This window comes from Parasphingorhabdus sp. (assembly GCF_041748495.1).
GTDB lineage: Bacteria > Pseudomonadota > Alphaproteobacteria > Sphingomonadales > Sphingomonadaceae > Parasphingorhabdus.
On sequence record NZ_JBGTDD010000058.1, the window covers coordinates 1 to 15,735 of the forward strand.

The following is a 15,735-nucleotide window of genomic DNA, read 5'->3' on the forward strand; positions in this document are numbered from 1 at the left end:
ACCGAAACAGCGGCTCCCCGAAACTCCGCAATTTCCGGCTGTGCAACGTCCCCGCATCGGCCTCTTTTGCCAGCAGCTCGATCGCGCGCAGGCCGATCGCCAGATGCTGGCCGACCCGCTCCTGATAGAAGGCATCGGCCATGCCAGGCAGCTTGATCTCGCCGTGCAGCGGCTTGTCGGAGGCGCAGAGCAAGGTCCCGTAGGGCACCCGGTAACGATAGCCGTTGGCCGCCACCGTTGCGCTCTCCATGTCGATGGCGATGGCACGGGACTGGTTGAGGCGCTTGGCAATCTGTTCGAAGCGCAGCTCCCAGTTGCGGTCGCCGGTGGTGACGACGGTGCCGGTGCGCAATTGCTGCTTGAGCTTTGACTGGTCGATCCCGGTTTCTTCCTGCACCGCCCGGGTCAGCGCCAGCTGCACTTCGGCAATGGTCGGCAACGGGATGCTCGGCGGCAGCACATCGTCGAGCACATTATCGTCGCGCAGATAGGCGTGGGCGAGCACATAGTCGCCCAGCCTCTGCGTCCGGCGCAGCGCGCCGCAATGGCCGATCATCAGCCAGACATGCGGGCGCAGCACCGCGAGATGGTCGGTGATCGTCTTCGCATTGCTCGGGCCGACGCCGATATTGACCAGGGTCACGCCGGGCCGACCGTCGCTGCGCACCAGATGATAAGCGGGCATCTGCGGAGGCTTGGCGATCGGCGGAGCGGACGGCTTCCCGTCGCCGGCGGTGATCCGGTTGCCCGGCTCGACCAGCATGCTCGCCTTGCCGGACTTCAGCTCCGCCAGACCATGTTCGACAAATTCGTCGACATAGCGCTGATAATTGGTGAACAGGATGAACGGCTGAAAATGTTCGGGGTCGGTCGCGCAATAATGGCGGATCCGGTGCAGCGAATAGTCGACCCGCTCGGCCGTGAACAGGGACAGCGCCGACGCTTCCTCGCCCTGGAAAATCTGTCCGCCGTCGACAATCTCGTCATTGGTCTTGACCAGATTGGGCGTGTGAAAATAATGGGGCAGCTTTTCCTTCTTTGCCCGGTCGAGCCCGGCACCCGCATCCTCCAGGGCAAAGGCCAGCGGAATCGGCGTGTCGGAAAGTTCGACATGGATTTTCGCGGTGAAGGTATTCGCGATCCGCTGCAACTGGTCGAGCAGATAGGTGCGGTACAGCTTCGGCTCGGTGATTGTCGTGCGATAGATGTTGATATCCGCCAGATGGCCAGACGCCAGATGGCTGGTTTCGGTCGCCTGATCGGCGGGAATTTCGACGCTGATCTGCGGGTAAAGACCCTGCAGGCGGTCATCCTTGGCCAGTTTGGATTTCGCATAGCGGCGAAAGCGGGCCGCCGTTATTTCAATCTGTTCGGTATAGAGTTTTTCAAGCAGGGCGACCGCTTCGGCGGGAGTGGCGCATAAGGTGGATTTGGTTGTCATGCAGTCTCCGTTACAGTTTCAATCCTGTAACGGAAAAATATGACAAAGGGAAAACCTATGTACGGGACAGTTCCACAAAGCGCGCCGCCGCCTGAAACTCGGCCTGCTTGATATTGCGCGTCATCACCGCCTGATCGTCGCGGCCCCATTGCTGTTCCTGCCAAAGCTCCTCGAGATTGACCAGCGGCCACAACATATCGGCATCACGAGCCTGCTCAACCAGCGCCAGAGTCGCGATCAGGGAGCCGGACAATCCGACCAGCGCCAGCATCGCCGCCACGGTGAAATCATCCTGCGCTTCGACCGCCATGGTCAGCCGCTCGATCGTTTCTTCCGGCTGCGCCTCGTATCTGATGCCGTGGATCAGATTGAAGCTGACATCATAGCGTTGCCGCGCCCAGTCGAGCAACGGATCCCAACGGTCCGCCTGATGGTCGATCAGCGCCTGCTGGCTCTGGTCCGCGCGATAATAGAGCATGTCGCTGTCGGCAAAGGCAGCGATGCGACCGACAATCCAGTCGCGCTGGCTCTCGACCTGATCCAGCGCGCCTTGCGCCAGTCCGGTCAGCGGCATCGTCGCGGGAATGATATCCTCGTCCTGCGCTGCCCATTCCGCGGCAATCGCATCGGCCAAAGCAGATGAAGGCACGGCCAGCCCATTGCGCTGCGGCGTCTTCACCGGACGTTCGTCAAGCGTGATGGCATAGGCCTCGCCGGCTGGCGCGACCGATACCTGCTTGTAGAAGCGTTTCACGGAGCGTCTGTGCCTTGGGCGGCCTTGGCGATCTCCTCTTCGGCCACGCGGGCGCGAACATATTTGCGGATGATCCAGACCGGCGCGACCCACATTTGCACCAGTCCGAGCAGGATCAGCACATAGCCCACCGGCGGCGGCATGGGCGGCAGCCGATCCAGCACGATCGCCAGCCCCAGCATCACCAATATGACGCCGAGCAGGCGGATCATACTGACCATGAAATGCACCGCCTTCGCCTGCTTTTCCTTTTCGGGATCCGGCACATATTCGCTCTGTTCGTCGATCGGTTCGGTCATCGGTTCAATATTCCATTCAGGTCGGCCATGTTGGCTGCAACAATTTCCGCTCCGGCTTCGATCAGTTCCTGCTCGTCATGATAGCCCCAGTCGACCCCGACGGCGCGCACCCTGGCATTGACCGCCATCGCCATGTCAAAACTGGTATCGCCGATCATCGCCGTGGTTTCCGGCGTCGCGCCCGCTTCGGCCATCGCCAGTTCGACCATCGCCGGATGGGGCTTGGACGGATGCCGGTCAGCGGTCTGCAGCGTCACAAAACGATCCGTCAGGCCATGGGTTTCCAGCACATGGCGGAGTCCCCGGTCCGACTTGCCGGTAGCCACACCCAGGACCCAGCCCGATGCTTCCAGTTCTTCCAGTGCCTGCAGCAGCCCGTCATAAAGCGGCTCATGAAGCCCGCCGTTCTGGCGCAGCGCAGAGAAGCCATCCTTGTAGGACTGCGTCACCGCGGCGACGGTCGCTTCGTCGCCCTCCGGCAGCAACCGGGTCACCGCCTCGATCAGGCTCAGCCCGACAATCCGCCGGACCAGATGATGGTTCGGGGGTACCAGGCCGTGTTGTTCAAAGGCCTGATCCATCGAGATACAGATATTGGCCTGGCTATCGACCATCGTACCGTCGCAGTCGAACAGGGCGAGCTTGCTGGTCATGGCCTGCCGAACGGCCGCATCAGCGGCACGGTGGCGCAGCAAAGCTTGATCGCCACCTCGGCCCGCTCGTCGACAAGCTGGCGGTCATTGGCGGCCCAGGGCCACAGGAGGGTGGAATCGGGACGCATGTTATTTGGGCTTCTTGTGCAGTGCCTGCTTGACCTTGGCCTTGTGCGGCATGTTTTTCTTGTGCGTCGCTTTGCCGGCATTGGGCCGTTCCCGCTTGGTCGGCTTGCCGGCCTTTGCCGGCTTGCCTTCCGTCTCGCCGCGGCCGCGGCGTTCCCCGCGCTTGTCCTTGCGGATCATCTTGGCGTGCGCCTTGGCCTGCTGCTTGCGCACCATCTTGCCGGCCGGTTTTTTCTCGTCGAGCGGCAGATCGCCCAGGATCAGGTCGAGGCCGAGATTATCGATCGTTTCGGCAAAATGGGTCGGCAGGTCGGCAGTCACGTCGAGATTGTGGCCGTCGGGATGCTCGATCCGCAGCCGCCGCGCGTGCAAGTGCATCTTGCGGCTGATCGTGCCGGTCAGAAACGCGTCCTTGCCGCCATATTTGCCGTCGCCGACGATCGGATGGCCGATTGCTGCCATGTGCACGCGCAACTGATGGGTGCGCCCGGTGTGCGGCTGCAGTTCGACCCAGCAGGCGCGGTTGCCGGCCCGTTCGATGATCCGGTAGCGCGACTTGGCCGACTGCCCGTTTTCTTCGTCGACATGCATTTTCTCGCCGCCGGAACCCGGCTGTTTCGAAAGCGGCAGGTCGATCACGCCGTCGGCGATTTCCGGCACGCCCATGACGATTGCCCAGTAAACCTTGCGGACGTCCCGACCGGAAAAGCGCTTGGAGAAAAAAGCGGCAGCGCCCGGCGACCGCGCCAGCAGGATCACCCCGCTGGTATCCTTGTCGAGCCGGTGGACCAGCTTGGGCCGAGATTTGGCATCGAAGGTCAGGGCGTCGAGCAGGCCGTCGAGATGGGTGGTGGTCTTGCTGCCGCCCTGCGTGGCCAGGCCGGGAGGCTTGTTCACGATCAGCGCCGACTTGTCCTTGTGAATCACCAGCTCGCGGGCAAAATCGATCTGGTCCTGCGACAAATCGCTCTTGGCTTTCGCCACGCGCCCCGGCCGTTCGATTTCCTGCGGTGGTACGCGCAATATCTGACCGGCGTTTATGCGGTCGCCCGGTGCCACTCTTTTGCCATCCAGCCGCAATTGACCGGTCCGCGCCCAGCGCGAAACGATGTTGAACGGCACATCATCCATATGCCGCTTGAACCAGCGATCCACACGAATATCATCGTCATCGGCGGATATCGTGAACTGCCGGACATCCAGCGTTTTCAGCGCCTGCTTCTGCTCTTTCGCCGAACCCTGGGGTTCTTCTTCCTCGGAGCCGCTTTCAGCCGTGGGATCAAAGCCGCTCATGCCAGCGCCCTGACCGTCATCAGGCCAGCAAACAGAGCCAGCACCGAACCGATGACAGAGAGCAGGGCGTAACCGATCGCGGTGCCCCATTCGCTTCGCTCGATCATATTGAGTAGCTCCAGACTGAAGGCCGAAAAAGTTGTAAAACCGCCCAGCAGACCCACGCCAAGCAGCAGCCGCCAGGGCTCGTCGACAAAATCGCTGCGCGCCAGCACGCCCGCCAGCACGCCCATCAAGAAACCGCCAGCCACATTGGCCACCAGGGTCGCATAGGGAAAGCCCATGCCACCCGCTTGAAACAGCCAGCGCCCGAGATGATAGCGGCCAGCAGCGCCAATGGCACCGCCTGTCATAACAAGAAGGGTCGCGTTCATGGCCGTCCCTTAGTCGGCTTGACGCATTTTTCCAAGCAGATCATTGGTGAGCCACAAGCGGATGGCGGTGGCAAGGCCCGGCGGCTGCTCCGCCGTGATCCGCTCGACGTCTATCCGGGCGACCAATGCGTTGAGCGGCAGATCCCGATGATCGGCGGCCGCTTTCAGCAGATCCCAGAACAACGGTTCCAGGGAAATGGACGTTTGATGTCCGGCAATCGTGATGCTGCGCTTCACCGGCGGATGGAAGATATCGGCTTTTCCTAGATCCACCCGGACAATTCCCGCCGTACCAATTGCTCCAGCATATTGATGCTGATGTCACTGTCATTCAGGCAAGGCAGATAGGCGAAATTTTCACCGCCGCCGGATTCGAACTGTTCCTTGCCTCGAATCGCCAGCTCTTCGCAGGTTTCAAGGCAGTCGCTGGAAAATCCCGGCGCGAAAATCGCGATATTCTTCTTCCCCTGACCGGGCAGCGCCTCCAATATTTCATCGGTCGGGGGGCCAAGCCATTTTGCTCGGCCAAAGCGCGACTGGAACGCCACGATCAATTCCTTGCCCATTTTCTCCGACAGCAGTCGAGCGGTTTTCTGGCAATGACAATGATAGGGATCACCCATTTCCAGGGTGCGTTGCGGCATGCCGTGAAAACTGGCGACGATCGCATCCGGTTCGAAATCCAGTGCGGCAATATCCCGTTCGAGGCTGGTCGCCAGCGCATCAATATAGGCCGGGTCATCATGATAGGCCGGCAGCAGCCGGATCGCCGGTTGCCAGCGCATGGCAGCAATCGCGTCAAACACCGCGTCGTGAACGCTGGCCGTTGTCGCACCGCTATATTGCGGGTAAAGCGGCGCGATCAATATCCGGTCACAACCCGCCGCCTTCATCGCATTGAGCCGGGTCCCGATACTGGGATTGCCATAGCGCATCGCCCAGTCAACCATCACGCCATCGATTTTCCCGGCAAGCCTTTCGGCCTGCTTGTGGGTATAGAAAGCCAGCGGCGAACCATCTTCGGTCCAGACCAGTTGATAGGCTTCAGCGGATTTTGCCGGCCTGGTATTGAGAATCACGCCGCGCAAGATCGGCTGCCAGATGATCGACGGAATCTCGACCACCCGCTTGTCCGACAAGAACTGCTTGAGATAGCGTTTGACCGATTGCTTGTCCGGTGCATCGGGCGTGCCGAGATTGACCAGCAACAGGCCGATTTTCTTCGCCGCAACCGGCGGATGATCCTTTGGCAATGGCCCCGTTTCACGCATGATTATGATACTTCCCCGAAAAGTGGCAATTGCCGGAGGCGGATACCGGTTGCCGAGAATAGCGCATTGGCGACCGCCGGGGCGACCGCCGGCACGCCGAGCTCTTCATAACCCACTGGCTCTTCCTCGCTTCTGATGAATTCGATCTGGATCGGCGGTGTCTCCGCCATTCGCGGCAAGGACAGGTCGCTGAGCCGCTTCGCTGTTGGCAGCCCGTTCTGAAATTGGGTGGCGCTGCCGAGCGCCATTGCCAGTCCGAATATGATGCCGCCTTCAATCTGCTGCCGGGCGATATCGGGATGAATGATCCGGCCAATATCGACGGTTGCCGAAATACGGCGCACCGCCAGACCAGCCGGGCCTCTGCTCGCGCTCGCAATGACGGCGATATAGCCGCCGCGCATGCTGTGACAGGCGATACCCTGGCCGCTGTTATCCAGACCGCCGTCCCATCCGGCCATTGCGGCGACGCCCGAAAGGCACCGGGCCAGTCGCGGCTGGTTGTTCATCATCTGCATGCGAAAGGACAAGGGTTCTATGCCGGCCTTCGCCGCCAGTTCATCGACGAAGGATTCGAGATAGAATATATTGCTGCTATGGGCGTTGCTGCGCCAGTTACCGGTGGGTACGCCCACGAAGGCGCTATGATGGTCGACCGTCAGGTTGGGAATATCATAGGGAATGTCGAGGCCGGCAACCGCCTTGCTATCGGCCTCGCCGATCGACGAACGCATCGCCGACACCTTGTCCGAGCCGTCAAACAGCCGCCTGACCTGCTCGCGGGCAGACGGCGGCGCGGCAATCTTGATCTGCATCGCGGTGACGCGCCCGGCCTTTTCCATGGCGGCATCAAGCCGCGCGTGGCTCGGTGCCCGGTAATGATCCTGCATCAAATCCTCGGCCCGGGACCAGACCAGCTGGACCGGTCGCCCCATTTGCCGGGCAATAAAAGCGGCCTGACCGGCAATATCGCTGTCGAGATTGCGGTCAAACGAGCCGCCGCTGAGCATTGGGTAAAGCGTGACCCGGTCCTGCCCGATATTCAACATCTCTGCCGCGGCCCGCACGGCTGCAACCGGTGCCTGCGTCGCCATCCACAGCTCCAGCCCGCCAGCCGTATATTGGGCCGTGGCCGTGCGTGTTTCAATCGGCGCATGCAAGGCGGCATCGGCTTGGTATCGGGCCTGAAACAGATTGTCCGGCGTGAACATCGTCTTGGTGTCGCCGCGCGACAGGAAGCGGATAGCCGGCCCGCCATCCAGTGCCTCTCGCAAGGCCGTGTCGATCTTTTCGCTGTCAGCCAGAAACCCCCTGGTCTCGAAAACCGGACTCATCTTGTCCAGCGCACGATTGGCAGCCCACCAGTTGGTCGCCACGGCGGCGATCCATTTCCCGCCATTGACCACATCGATAAAGCCGGTGATCTTGCTGGCACCCTCGCGATTGAAAGACTTCAGGCGGGTGTCGCCAATCGGGCCTTGCCGGATCGAGGCGAAGACCATGTCCGGCAGCCGGATGTCTCCGGCAAAATTGGCCGAACCATCGAGCTTGCTCGGCAGATCAAGACGCGGGACATCCTGACCGATCAGATTGCCCGCACCAGCCGGTCGCAACGGCACGGGATCGGGCAGCGACTGGGTTACCGCATCGCGCACCAGTTCGCCGAACCGCAGTTTCTTGTCGCCGTTCAGAACAAAACCGTTTTCGACCGTGCAGATCTCCCAGGCCACATCCCACCGGGCAGCCGCCGCCTTGGTCAGCAATATGCGCGCTGCCGCTCCGGCCTCACGAAACCCTGCGGCAAAGGCGGGGATTGACGTGGAATCCGCCGTCAGCATGAACGGTTCGCGGATCATCACATTTTGCGCAACCCAGCGGACTGCACCATTTTCAGCCAGTTGTTCGGTGTCCGCGAGCATCAGCGCCTCTGCCCATTGCTCGGCTAGCACATCGTTGTTGTACAGCGGATTGATCGGCGCAGGTTCGACCGCGACGGTGCGCCAGTCCGCGCCCAGTTCATCAGCCAGTATTTGCGGCAGGACGGTATAGACTCCCTGACCCATTTCGCTTTGCGGCACCACCACCGTCACCTGCCCGGCCTCGGATATCTTCAGAAAGGCGCCGAAAATCTCCTCATTCTCGGTCGCAGCCAGATTGGGCGCATAGGTGCGCGGCCAGAACGCCCAGGCGACCAGGAGGCCGCCAGCGGCCCCTCCCCCGATCAGAAATTTGCGGCGATTCAATCCGGTGGATGCATTCTCGGCCTGATCGATGTCCGCTTCAGCCGCCATGGGTCTTCTTTGGCAGGCCGAGGCGGGGGATTTCGATTTTCGGACAACGGTCCATCACGACCTTCAGCCCCGCGTCTATCGCGCGCCCGGCCGCGTCGTCATTAATCACGCCAAGCTGCATCCAGACCGATTTGGCCCCGACCGCTATGGCTTCGTCAACCGCTTCGCCAGCGGCCGCGCTGTTGCGAAAAATATCAACCATATCGATATCGCCATCGATATCCGCCAGCGATGCCGCCACCGGTACGCCGTGCAATTCTTGACCGGCGAGAAGGGGGTTGACCGGGATCACATCATAGCCCTGTCCGAGCAGAAAACGGAACACATCGTTGCTGGCCCGCTCGGGCTTGGCCGATGCGCCAACCAGGGCGATCCGCCGTGTCGACGTCAGCAAGGCGGCTATATCCTGATCGCTTTCCAGCAGCATATCGGTCTTCCTTCCGGCTAATGCTTGTCGAGCCATGCGGCGAGTTTCTCGGCAATATCACGGAAAGCCTGTCCGTGCACATCGTCAGCGCAAGCCGGAGGTGTACCGCCATCGCTGGACTTGCGAATCTCGATATCAAGTGGAATTCTGCCGAGAAAGGGCATGCCCATCGTCCTGGCAGCGGCTTCCGCTCCCCCCGCGCCAAAGGGATCGCTGATCTCGCCACAATGCGGACATTGATAACCGGCCATATTCTCGACCATGCCGATGATCGGAATCTTGGCCTGGTTGAACAGGTCCACCGCCCGGGTCGCATCCATCAGCGCCAGATCCTGCGGCGTCGAAACGATCACCGCGCCGACCGGCTTGTGATTCTGCATCATTGACAGTTGCACGTCGCCGGTGCCCGGCGGCATATCGACGATCAGTTCCTCGACATCCCCCCAATGGGCATCGATCAGCTGATCAAGTGCCTTGCCCGCCATCGGCCCGCGCCAGGCGATGGCCTGGCCGGGCTTCGCCAGATGGCCCATGGACAGGACAGGCACATGATAATCTGTGGGAACCGGGATCAACTGCTTGCCCTCGGCCTCGGGCCGCCGTCCCTCGCAATGCAGGAGGCGGGGCTGCGACGGCCCATATATATCGGCGTCAACCATCCCCACCTTGCGGCCCAGACGCTGCATGGCAATCGCCAGATTGGCGGAAAGCGTAGACTTGCCCACGCCGCCTTTACCACTGGCCACGGCGATCAGACGGCGCTCCACCTTCTCGGCGGTCATGGCGATAGCGACTGTCTCGACGCCGTCCAGTTTCAGCAAGGCAGCTTTCACGGCAATCTCGATCTGGCCGCGTTCGCGGACATCCAGACCGCCGACATTGAGCACCAGCGTAATCCGGTCCTGAGCATATTTTACGGCGCTGAAACGGCCTTTGGCGACATCGTCCAATGCCGCTTCGATGGAGGAAATATCGGTCATCGGATCGACATAGTTACACTTTTCTCGGATTGACACTGTTTTTCTGGCGGCTTGCTACCTATAAAGAAACAATGGATAAAAATATTGACGGCGAAGCGCGCCGCAGATCGATTTTGGGCACCATCATGAACATGGCTGGCCCCTGGGGCAATAACGGCGACAGCGGCAACGATGGTGGCAACGGCAATGGCGGCGGTCCCCGCAACCCCTGGGGCAGCCCTGCGGGCCGGCCGTCCGGTGGCGGACGCAAGGGCGCGAGCTCGCTCGAAGAACTGTTCAAAAGAGGCGCCGGCGGCGGTTTCGGAGGCGGCCTTCCCAAACGTCCCGGCGGACGGTCCTGGTGGCCACTGATAGCCATTGCCTTCATCGTTCTTTGGGTGCTGCTCACCAGCATCCACCGCGTCAGCCCGCAGGAACGCGGCGTCGTGACCTTCCTGGGCTCCTATTCGCGGACCATGCAGCCCGGCCTGCACTTTTCGCTGCCCACTCCGCTCGAACAGGTCACCAAGCTTGATGTCGAGGATATCCGGACGATCGATATTCCGGAGGGGGAAGCCGAAAAGCTGATCCTGACCGGCGATCAGAATATTGTCGACCTTGCCTATTCGGTGCGCTGGAACATCAAGGCCCCGGAACTGTTCCTGTTCCAGATCGCCGAACCGGAAGAAACGATCATGGAGGTCGCGGAAGCGGCAATGCGCGCAGCGGTCGCGAATTTTACGCTGGATGACACGATCGGTGCGCAGCGGACCGACATCGAACAGCAGGTCGAGCAGAATATGCAGCAACTGCTTGATGGCTATGGCGCTGGCGTTGTCATCCGCGGTATCGCGATCAAGAAGGCCGATCCCCCGGCGGCGGTCAACGATGCCTTTAAGGAAGTGTCCGCTGCTCAGCAGACAGCGCAAACCTATCTCAACGAAGCCCGGGCCTATGCGCAACAGCTGACCGCCCAGGCTCAGGGTGAATCCGCCGCCTTTGACAAGGTTTATGAGGAATATCGGCTGGCACCGAGGGTGACCCGGCAGCGGATGTATTATGAAACAATGGAGCGAGTATTGTCCAAGGTCGACAAGACGGTAATCGAAGCAAGAGGTATTACGCCTTATCTGGCTCTGCCGGAATTGCAGAAACGCGCGCAGCAGCCGGCGGTTACCGCCGTGGAGCCGAAATGATGGGACGGATCATACAAAATCCCGTTGCGCTCGGCGTGATCATCATCGCCGCCCTGTTCATCCTGCTCAATACGATCGTCATCGTGCCCGAAACGCGGCAAGGCGTCGTTGTCCAGCTTGGCGAACCGAAGCGAATCGTCAATCGCTACCAGTCGGGCGAGAGCTTTGGCGCGACCGGCGCGGGCCTGATTGCCAAAATACCATTTTTCGAGCAGATCGTATGGATCGACAAACGCATTCTCGACGTCGAGATGGAACAGCAGCAGGTTCTGTCGACGGACCAGCTTCGCTTGCAGGTCGATGCTTTTGCCCGATACCGTGTCACCGATCCCTTGCGCATGTATATCGCAGCAGGCAGCGAAGCGCGCGTGTCGGACGAGCTTCGCCCGATCCTCGGATCGGCGCTGAGAAACGAACTCGGCAAGCGACCTTTTGCTGCGCTGCTCAGTCCGGAACGTGGCCAGGTGATGGATAATATCCAGGCCGGTCTCAACCGGGTTGCCCGCCAATATGGCGCAGAAATTGTCGATGTGCGGATCAAGCGCGCCGATCTGCCCGACGGTACGCCGCTCGAAAGCGCCTATCAGCGGATGCGGACCGCGCGTGATCAGGAAGCGCGGACCATTCGGGCACAGGGGGCAAAACAGGCACAGATCATTCGCGCCGAAGCCGATGCGAGCGCCGCAAGAACCTATGCCGAGAGTTTTGGCAAGGACGCGGACTTCTATGATTTCTACCGCGCAATGAAGAGTTATGAAACGACCTTCCAGGGCGGTGGTCCGGATGATCCGCAAAGTTCGTTCGTGCTTTCGCCGGACAATGAATATCTGCGTCAGTTCCGGGGCAATTGATCGCGATCGGGATCCGTCGACTACAAATGTCATCTTTTCTGCGTAAGGCCGGTTTTTTTCGGTCAAACGTCGATTTCCGGCTTGCGCAACGGTTGGCGGGAACCCAAATAGATAGGCATTGGGATGACCGCGCAGAATTGCGATCATGATCGGCGAACAAATATGCCAATATTCAATTTCCGTTCATGCAAATTGCGCCAGTAATTTCGCGGTTTTGAACGGATTTGGCGGGAATCCTTTATTTGTTCCGCCAGGAATTTGAGAGGAAAATGACAGTGCGTTACGCTTACGGAATTTCAGCAGCTTTGCTTGTGGCCGGCAGTGCAGCAACCCTGGCCGGCATTGGTCCGGCTGGAGCACAGACCGCCGCCAATGACAGCTCGGTAATGCGCAGCGTCGCCCCGCGCGCTGGCGCGCCGATGAGTTTTGCCGATCTGACCGAACAATTGCAGCCCGCCGTGGTCAATATCTCCACCACCCAGCGCGTCCGCGTCAACACGAACAACCCCTTTGCCGGCACGCCCTTTGACGGCCTGTTCGGCAACCGCCCCGGTGCCGATGGCGGCACACAAACCCGCCAGGCGCAGTCTCTGGGTTCGGGTTTCATTATTTCGGCTGATGGCTATGTCGTCACCAACAATCATGTGGTCGCCCCGGGCAACCGCAACGCGACGATCGAATCGATTACCGTGATCATGCCCGATCGCACCGAATATGTGGCCGAACTGGTCGGCCGTGACGCTGCGTCCGACATTGCGGTTCTGAAGATCAAGGCCAACAAGCCTCTGCCCTTCGTCAAATTCGGTGACAGCAGTTCTGCCCGCGTTGGTGACTGGGTGATTGCGATCGGCAATCCCTTTGGCCTGGGTGGCACGGTTACCACGGGCATCCTCTCCGCAATTCACCGGAATACCGGTCAGGGCGGCGCCTATGACCGCTTCCTTCAGACCGACGCATCGATCAACCGCGGCAATAGCGGCGGACCCATGTTCGATCTCAACGGCAATGTCATCGGCATTAACAATGCGATCATCTCGCCAACCGGCGGCAATGTCGGAATTGGCTTTGCCATTCCGGCTGAGGTCGCGGCTCCGATCGTGGAAACGCTGAAAAAGGGACAGACGATCGAGCGCGGCTATCTGGGCGTCCAGATCAGCGCGCTTTCGGAAGACTTGGCAGACTCGCTTGGATTGGAAAAAAATACCGGCGAGTTTGTGCAACGGGTCGAACCAGGTGAAGCAGCACAGAAAGCCGGCATTCAGGCGGGTGACGTAATTACCAAGGTCAATGGCAAATCGGTTACCCCGGACCGGACCTTGTCCTATCTGGTTGCCAATCTGCCAATCGGCACAGACGTTCCGATCGAACTGGTGCGCAATGGCAAGACAATCAAGGTCAATGCCAAGCTCGGCAAGCGTCCTTCCGAAGAAGAGCTGGCCGTCAATAGTTTCGATCCGGACGCGGAAGACAACGCCTTGGGCCAGGATGACAATGGCGCGAGTGCACAAGCAACCGCCGATGCATTGGGCTTGTCGGTGGTCGATCTGACTCCGGCAATCGCGCGCCAAATCGGCGTCCCTTCGACGCAAAAAGGCGTTGTCGTGTCGACGGTCAATCCGAACAGCGATGCGGCCCAGAAAGGGATCAGACGCGGTTTTCTAATCACCAGTGTCAACCGGCAACCGGTGACCAACGCTTCTGAACTGGATAGTGCGATCAACAGTGCGAAAAGCTCGAACCGAGGAGCGGTTCTACTGCAAGTTCGGCGCGGCGCGCGCGATCCGATATTTGTCGCGGTCCGTCTGCAGGATGGCTAAACGCTTATAAACATACGTAACAGAAATAGGCCGGCGCTTGACGCTGGCCTTTTTTTTGCGTCAAGATTGGCAAGGGCTTGAACGGGATCAAAGGGGGATTCGCCGGTGACCGATGCAACAGAAATATTCCTGGGACTGGGTGGCGGCGAACGGCAAAGCCTCAACCTGTCCCGTGCCAATCGACATGGCCTGATCGCCGGAGCCACCGGTACCGGAAAAACCGTCACCTTGCAGGGACTGGCAGAGAGCTTTTCCGCCAATGGCGTGCCGGTCTTTGTCGCCGATGTAAAAGGCGATCTCGCAGGGATTGCGATGGCGGGATCCGCGCAGTTCAAACATGCCGACAAGCTGGAAGAACGGGCCAGGGAACTGGGCATGAGCGACTATGCCTATTCCGACAATCCCGCGATATTCTGGGATCTTTACGGCAAGCAGGGCCACCCGATCCGCACCACCATCTCGGAAATGGGGCCGCTGTTGCTCGCGCGCCTGATGGATTTGAACGAGACCCAGGAAGGGGTGCTCAACATCGTGTTCCGGTTTGCCGATGAAGAGGGATTGCTGCTGCTGAACCTCGACGATCTGCAGGCGATGCTCGCCTATACGGCTGAGAATGCTCAGCAACTGTCCGCTCGATATGGCAATGTGACCAAGGCCAGCGTTGGCACGATCCAGCGTCAATTGTTGCAGCTGGACAGCCAAGGTGCGGGCCAGTTTTTCGGCGAGCCGGCGCTGGAGATTGATGACTTCATCCAGTGCGACGATCAGGGTCGCGGCTATATCAATATCCTCGCTGCCGACCAGCTGATGCGCAGTCCCAAACTCTACGCCACATTTCTGCTCTGGCTGCTCGCCGAGCTGTTCGAGAGCCTGCCGGAAGTCGGCGATCCGGAAAAACCGAAGCTGGTCTTTTTCTTTGATGAAGCCCATTTGCTGTTTGACGACGCACCCAAGGCACTGGAAGACAAGATCGAACAGGTCGTGCGCCTGATCCGTTCAAAGGGCGTCGGCGTCTATTTCATCACCCAGAACCCGGTCGACATTCCCCAAAAGGTTGCGGGCCAACTGGGCAACCGCGTGCAACATGCCCTGCGCGCCTTCACCCCTCGTGACAAAAAGGCGATCAAGGCTGCCGCCGACACGTTTCGGATCAACCCCGACCTTGATGTCGAACAGGCCATCACCGAATTGCGCGTTGGTGAGGCGCTGGTCTCGACCCTGCTCGAAGACGGCGCGCCGTCGATTGTCCAGCGGACCCTGATCAAGCCGCCCCGCTCGCGTCTCGGGCCGGTGACGGCAAAGGAACGGGCGATCATCAATTCAATATCGCCCTTTGAAGACAAATATCTGGAAGCGGTCGACCGGCACAGCGCCGAAGAGATTCTCGCCCAGAAGATTCTGGACGCAACGGCAACCGCCGGGGAAGTGGCAGAACAGGGTGAAGCGGAAGTCCGCAAACAACCGCGAAAGAGCAAAAGCATCTGGGAAAAGGCTTTCAGCCGCGGCGCCAAGGTCGCCGCCGGATCGGCAGCGGGCATGGCTGCCTCAACCATGCTGGGCAAAAAATCCCGGGCCAATCCGGTGCAGACCGGCGTGACCTCTGCCGTCGGTTCGGTCGTGACCGATCTCGCCGGCCCGGTCGCCGGGCGATTCGTGCGCAATCTGATCGGCGGCCTGATGCGCTAGGGGCGAACTGGTTAACGGCCGGTCAAAAGCCTGGACGCTGATCATCGATAGCCCTTTCCTACACCCGTCCCGATCGTTTATGATCGCCGCCAGTCCTGAAACAAGTTCGGGACAGGCTCTTTGACAGATTGAATAAGCTGACCACATGGCTTGCCGATCTTGTGCCACCCCCGCCGAAAGGCCACACTCGGTGCCCTATCGGCGATCACGGAAACCCGGAAATCTGGGCCTTTGGGACAAAGGTCACAGAAAATAAAAACGCACACCGGCGTCAAGCTTTTGCTGGAAAGCAGGGGC

General features: G+C 60.2%; 16 protein-coding genes. 4 read left to right on the forward strand and 12 right to left on the reverse strand.

Annotation, left to right across the window (positions count from 1 at the left end; translation table 11 throughout):
* From ACEW8J_RS04645 to ACEW8J_RS04700, 12 genes are all read right to left on the reverse strand, one after another.
* On the reverse strand, nt 1-1,441 hold a 1,441-nt coding region (locus tag ACEW8J_RS04645; protein ID WP_373490469.1), incomplete at its 3' end, for an AMP nucleosidase.
* Nucleotides 1,442-1,496: 55 nt separating this feature from the next.
* Entirely contained in the window at nt 1,497-2,195 is a 699-nt protein-coding gene (locus ACEW8J_RS04650) for an ATP12 family chaperone protein (RefSeq protein ID WP_373490470.1), read from the reverse strand.
* Nucleotides 2,192-2,494 carry a hypothetical protein gene (locus ACEW8J_RS04655; protein ID WP_373490471.1) on the reverse strand — a complete coding sequence of 101 codons (303 nt, stop codon included), beginning with the start codon at nt 2,492-2,494 and terminating at the stop codon, nt 2,192-2,194. The genes ACEW8J_RS04650 and ACEW8J_RS04655 overlap by 4 nt, the downstream gene beginning before the upstream one ends.
* Complete coding sequence (locus tag ACEW8J_RS04660) at nt 2,491-3,147, reverse strand: HAD-IA family hydrolase (protein ID WP_373490472.1); 657 nt, start codon at nt 3,145-3,147, stop codon at nt 2,491-2,493. Before ACEW8J_RS04660 ends, ACEW8J_RS04655 begins: the two co-directional genes overlap by 4 nt.
* Nucleotides 3,144-3,275, reverse strand: coding sequence for a hypothetical protein (locus ACEW8J_RS04665; RefSeq protein WP_373490473.1), 132 nt, complete (start codon nt 3,273-3,275; stop codon nt 3,144-3,146). The genes ACEW8J_RS04660 and ACEW8J_RS04665 overlap by 4 nt, the downstream gene beginning before the upstream one ends.
* A gap of 1 nt (nt 3,276) precedes the next feature.
* Entirely contained in the window at nt 3,277-4,566 is a 1,290-nt protein-coding gene (locus ACEW8J_RS04670; protein WP_373490474.1) for an RluA family pseudouridine synthase, read from the reverse strand.
* Entirely contained in the window at nt 4,563-4,940 is a 378-nt protein-coding gene (gene crcB / locus ACEW8J_RS04675) for a fluoride efflux transporter CrcB (RefSeq protein WP_373490475.1), read from the reverse strand. Before crcB ends, ACEW8J_RS04670 begins: the two co-directional genes overlap by 4 nt.
* A 9-nt stretch (nt 4,941-4,949) precedes the next feature.
* Nucleotides 4,950-5,213, reverse strand: a complete 264-nt coding sequence (locus ACEW8J_RS04680) for a ribbon-helix-helix domain-containing protein (protein ID WP_373490476.1) — start codon at nt 5,211-5,213, stop codon at nt 4,950-4,952.
* Nucleotides 5,204-6,211 carry a ferrochelatase gene (hemH, locus tag ACEW8J_RS04685; RefSeq protein ID WP_373490477.1) on the reverse strand — a complete coding sequence of 336 codons (1,008 nt, stop codon included), beginning with the start codon at nt 6,209-6,211 and terminating at the stop codon, nt 5,204-5,206. The genes ACEW8J_RS04680 and hemH overlap by 10 nt, the downstream gene beginning before the upstream one ends.
* Before the next feature lie 2 nt (nt 6,212-6,213).
* A complete protein-coding gene (locus tag ACEW8J_RS04690) occupies nt 6,214-8,502 on the reverse strand; it encodes a molybdopterin cofactor-binding domain-containing protein (RefSeq protein WP_373490478.1) in 2,289 nt (762 codons plus the stop codon).
* Entirely contained in the window at nt 8,492-8,929 is a 438-nt protein-coding gene (locus ACEW8J_RS04695) for a CoA-binding protein (RefSeq protein ID WP_373490479.1), read from the reverse strand. Before ACEW8J_RS04695 ends, ACEW8J_RS04690 begins: the two co-directional genes overlap by 11 nt.
* A gap of 17 nt (nt 8,930-8,946) precedes the next feature.
* Nucleotides 8,947-9,909, reverse strand: a complete 963-nt coding sequence (locus tag ACEW8J_RS04700) for an Mrp/NBP35 family ATP-binding protein (RefSeq protein ID WP_373490480.1) — start codon at nt 9,907-9,909, stop codon at nt 8,947-8,949.
* A gap of 125 nt (nt 9,910-10,034) precedes the next feature.
* Between ACEW8J_RS04700 and hflK the strand changes: the two genes are divergently transcribed.
* The 4 genes from hflK (at nt 10,035) to ACEW8J_RS04720 (ending at nt 15,438) form a co-directional block, all read left to right on the forward strand.
* Entirely contained in the window at nt 10,035-11,084 is a 1,050-nt protein-coding gene (gene hflK, locus ACEW8J_RS04705; RefSeq protein WP_373490529.1) for a protease modulator HflK, read from the forward strand.
* Nucleotides 11,084-11,935, forward strand: a complete 852-nt coding sequence (gene hflC / locus ACEW8J_RS04710) for a protease modulator HflC (RefSeq protein WP_373490530.1) — start codon at nt 11,084-11,086, stop codon at nt 11,933-11,935. The genes hflK and hflC overlap by 1 nt, the downstream gene beginning before the upstream one ends.
* 269 nt (nt 11,936-12,204) lie before the next feature.
* On the forward strand, nt 12,205-13,752 hold the full coding sequence (locus ACEW8J_RS04715; RefSeq protein WP_373490481.1) for a Do family serine endopeptidase: 1,548 nt from the start codon (nt 12,205-12,207) through the stop codon (nt 13,750-13,752).
* 105 nt (nt 13,753-13,857) lie between these two features.
* The gene (locus tag ACEW8J_RS04720) at nt 13,858-15,438 is read left to right on the forward strand and encodes a helicase HerA-like domain-containing protein (RefSeq protein WP_373490482.1); all 1,581 of its coding nucleotides are present in this window, start codon (nt 13,858-13,860) and stop codon (nt 15,436-15,438) included.
* Nucleotides 15,439-15,735: the final 297 nt, after the last annotated feature.

Coding starts and splice junctions, on each gene's coding strand:
- ACEW8J_RS04665 (WP_373490473.1), bottom strand. CDS start 3,275: ATGCGTCCCGATTCCACCCTCCTGTGGCCCTGGGCCGCCAATGACCGC.
- ACEW8J_RS04690 (WP_373490478.1), bottom strand. CDS start 8,502: ATGGCGGCTGAAGCGGACATCGATCAGGCCGAGAATGCATCCACCGGA.
- hflC (WP_373490530.1), top strand. CDS start 11,084: ATGGGACGGATCATACAAAATCCCGTTGCGCTCGGCGTGATCATCATC.
- ACEW8J_RS04660 (WP_373490472.1), bottom strand. CDS start 3,147: ATGACCAGCAAGCTCGCCCTGTTCGACTGCGACGGTACGATGGTCGAT.
- ACEW8J_RS04670 (WP_373490474.1), bottom strand. CDS start 4,566: ATGAGCGGCTTTGATCCCACGGCTGAAAGCGGCTCCGAGGAAGAAGAA.
- ACEW8J_RS04695 (WP_373490479.1), bottom strand. CDS start 8,929: ATGCTGCTGGAAAGCGATCAGGATATAGCCGCCTTGCTGACGTCGACA.
- crcB (WP_373490475.1), bottom strand. CDS start 4,940: ATGAACGCGACCCTTCTTGTTATGACAGGCGGTGCCATTGGCGCTGCT.
- hemH (WP_373490477.1), bottom strand. CDS start 6,211: ATGCGTGAAACGGGGCCATTGCCAAAGGATCATCCGCCGGTTGCGGCG.
- ACEW8J_RS04655 (WP_373490471.1), bottom strand. CDS start 2,494: ATGACCGAACCGATCGACGAACAGAGCGAATATGTGCCGGATCCCGAA.
- ACEW8J_RS04700 (WP_373490480.1), bottom strand. CDS start 9,909: ATGACCGATATTTCCTCCATCGAAGCGGCATTGGACGATGTCGCCAAA.
- ACEW8J_RS04715 (WP_373490481.1), top strand. CDS start 12,205: ATGACAGTGCGTTACGCTTACGGAATTTCAGCAGCTTTGCTTGTGGCC.
- hflK (WP_373490529.1), top strand. CDS start 10,035: ATGAACATGGCTGGCCCCTGGGGCAATAACGGCGACAGCGGCAACGAT.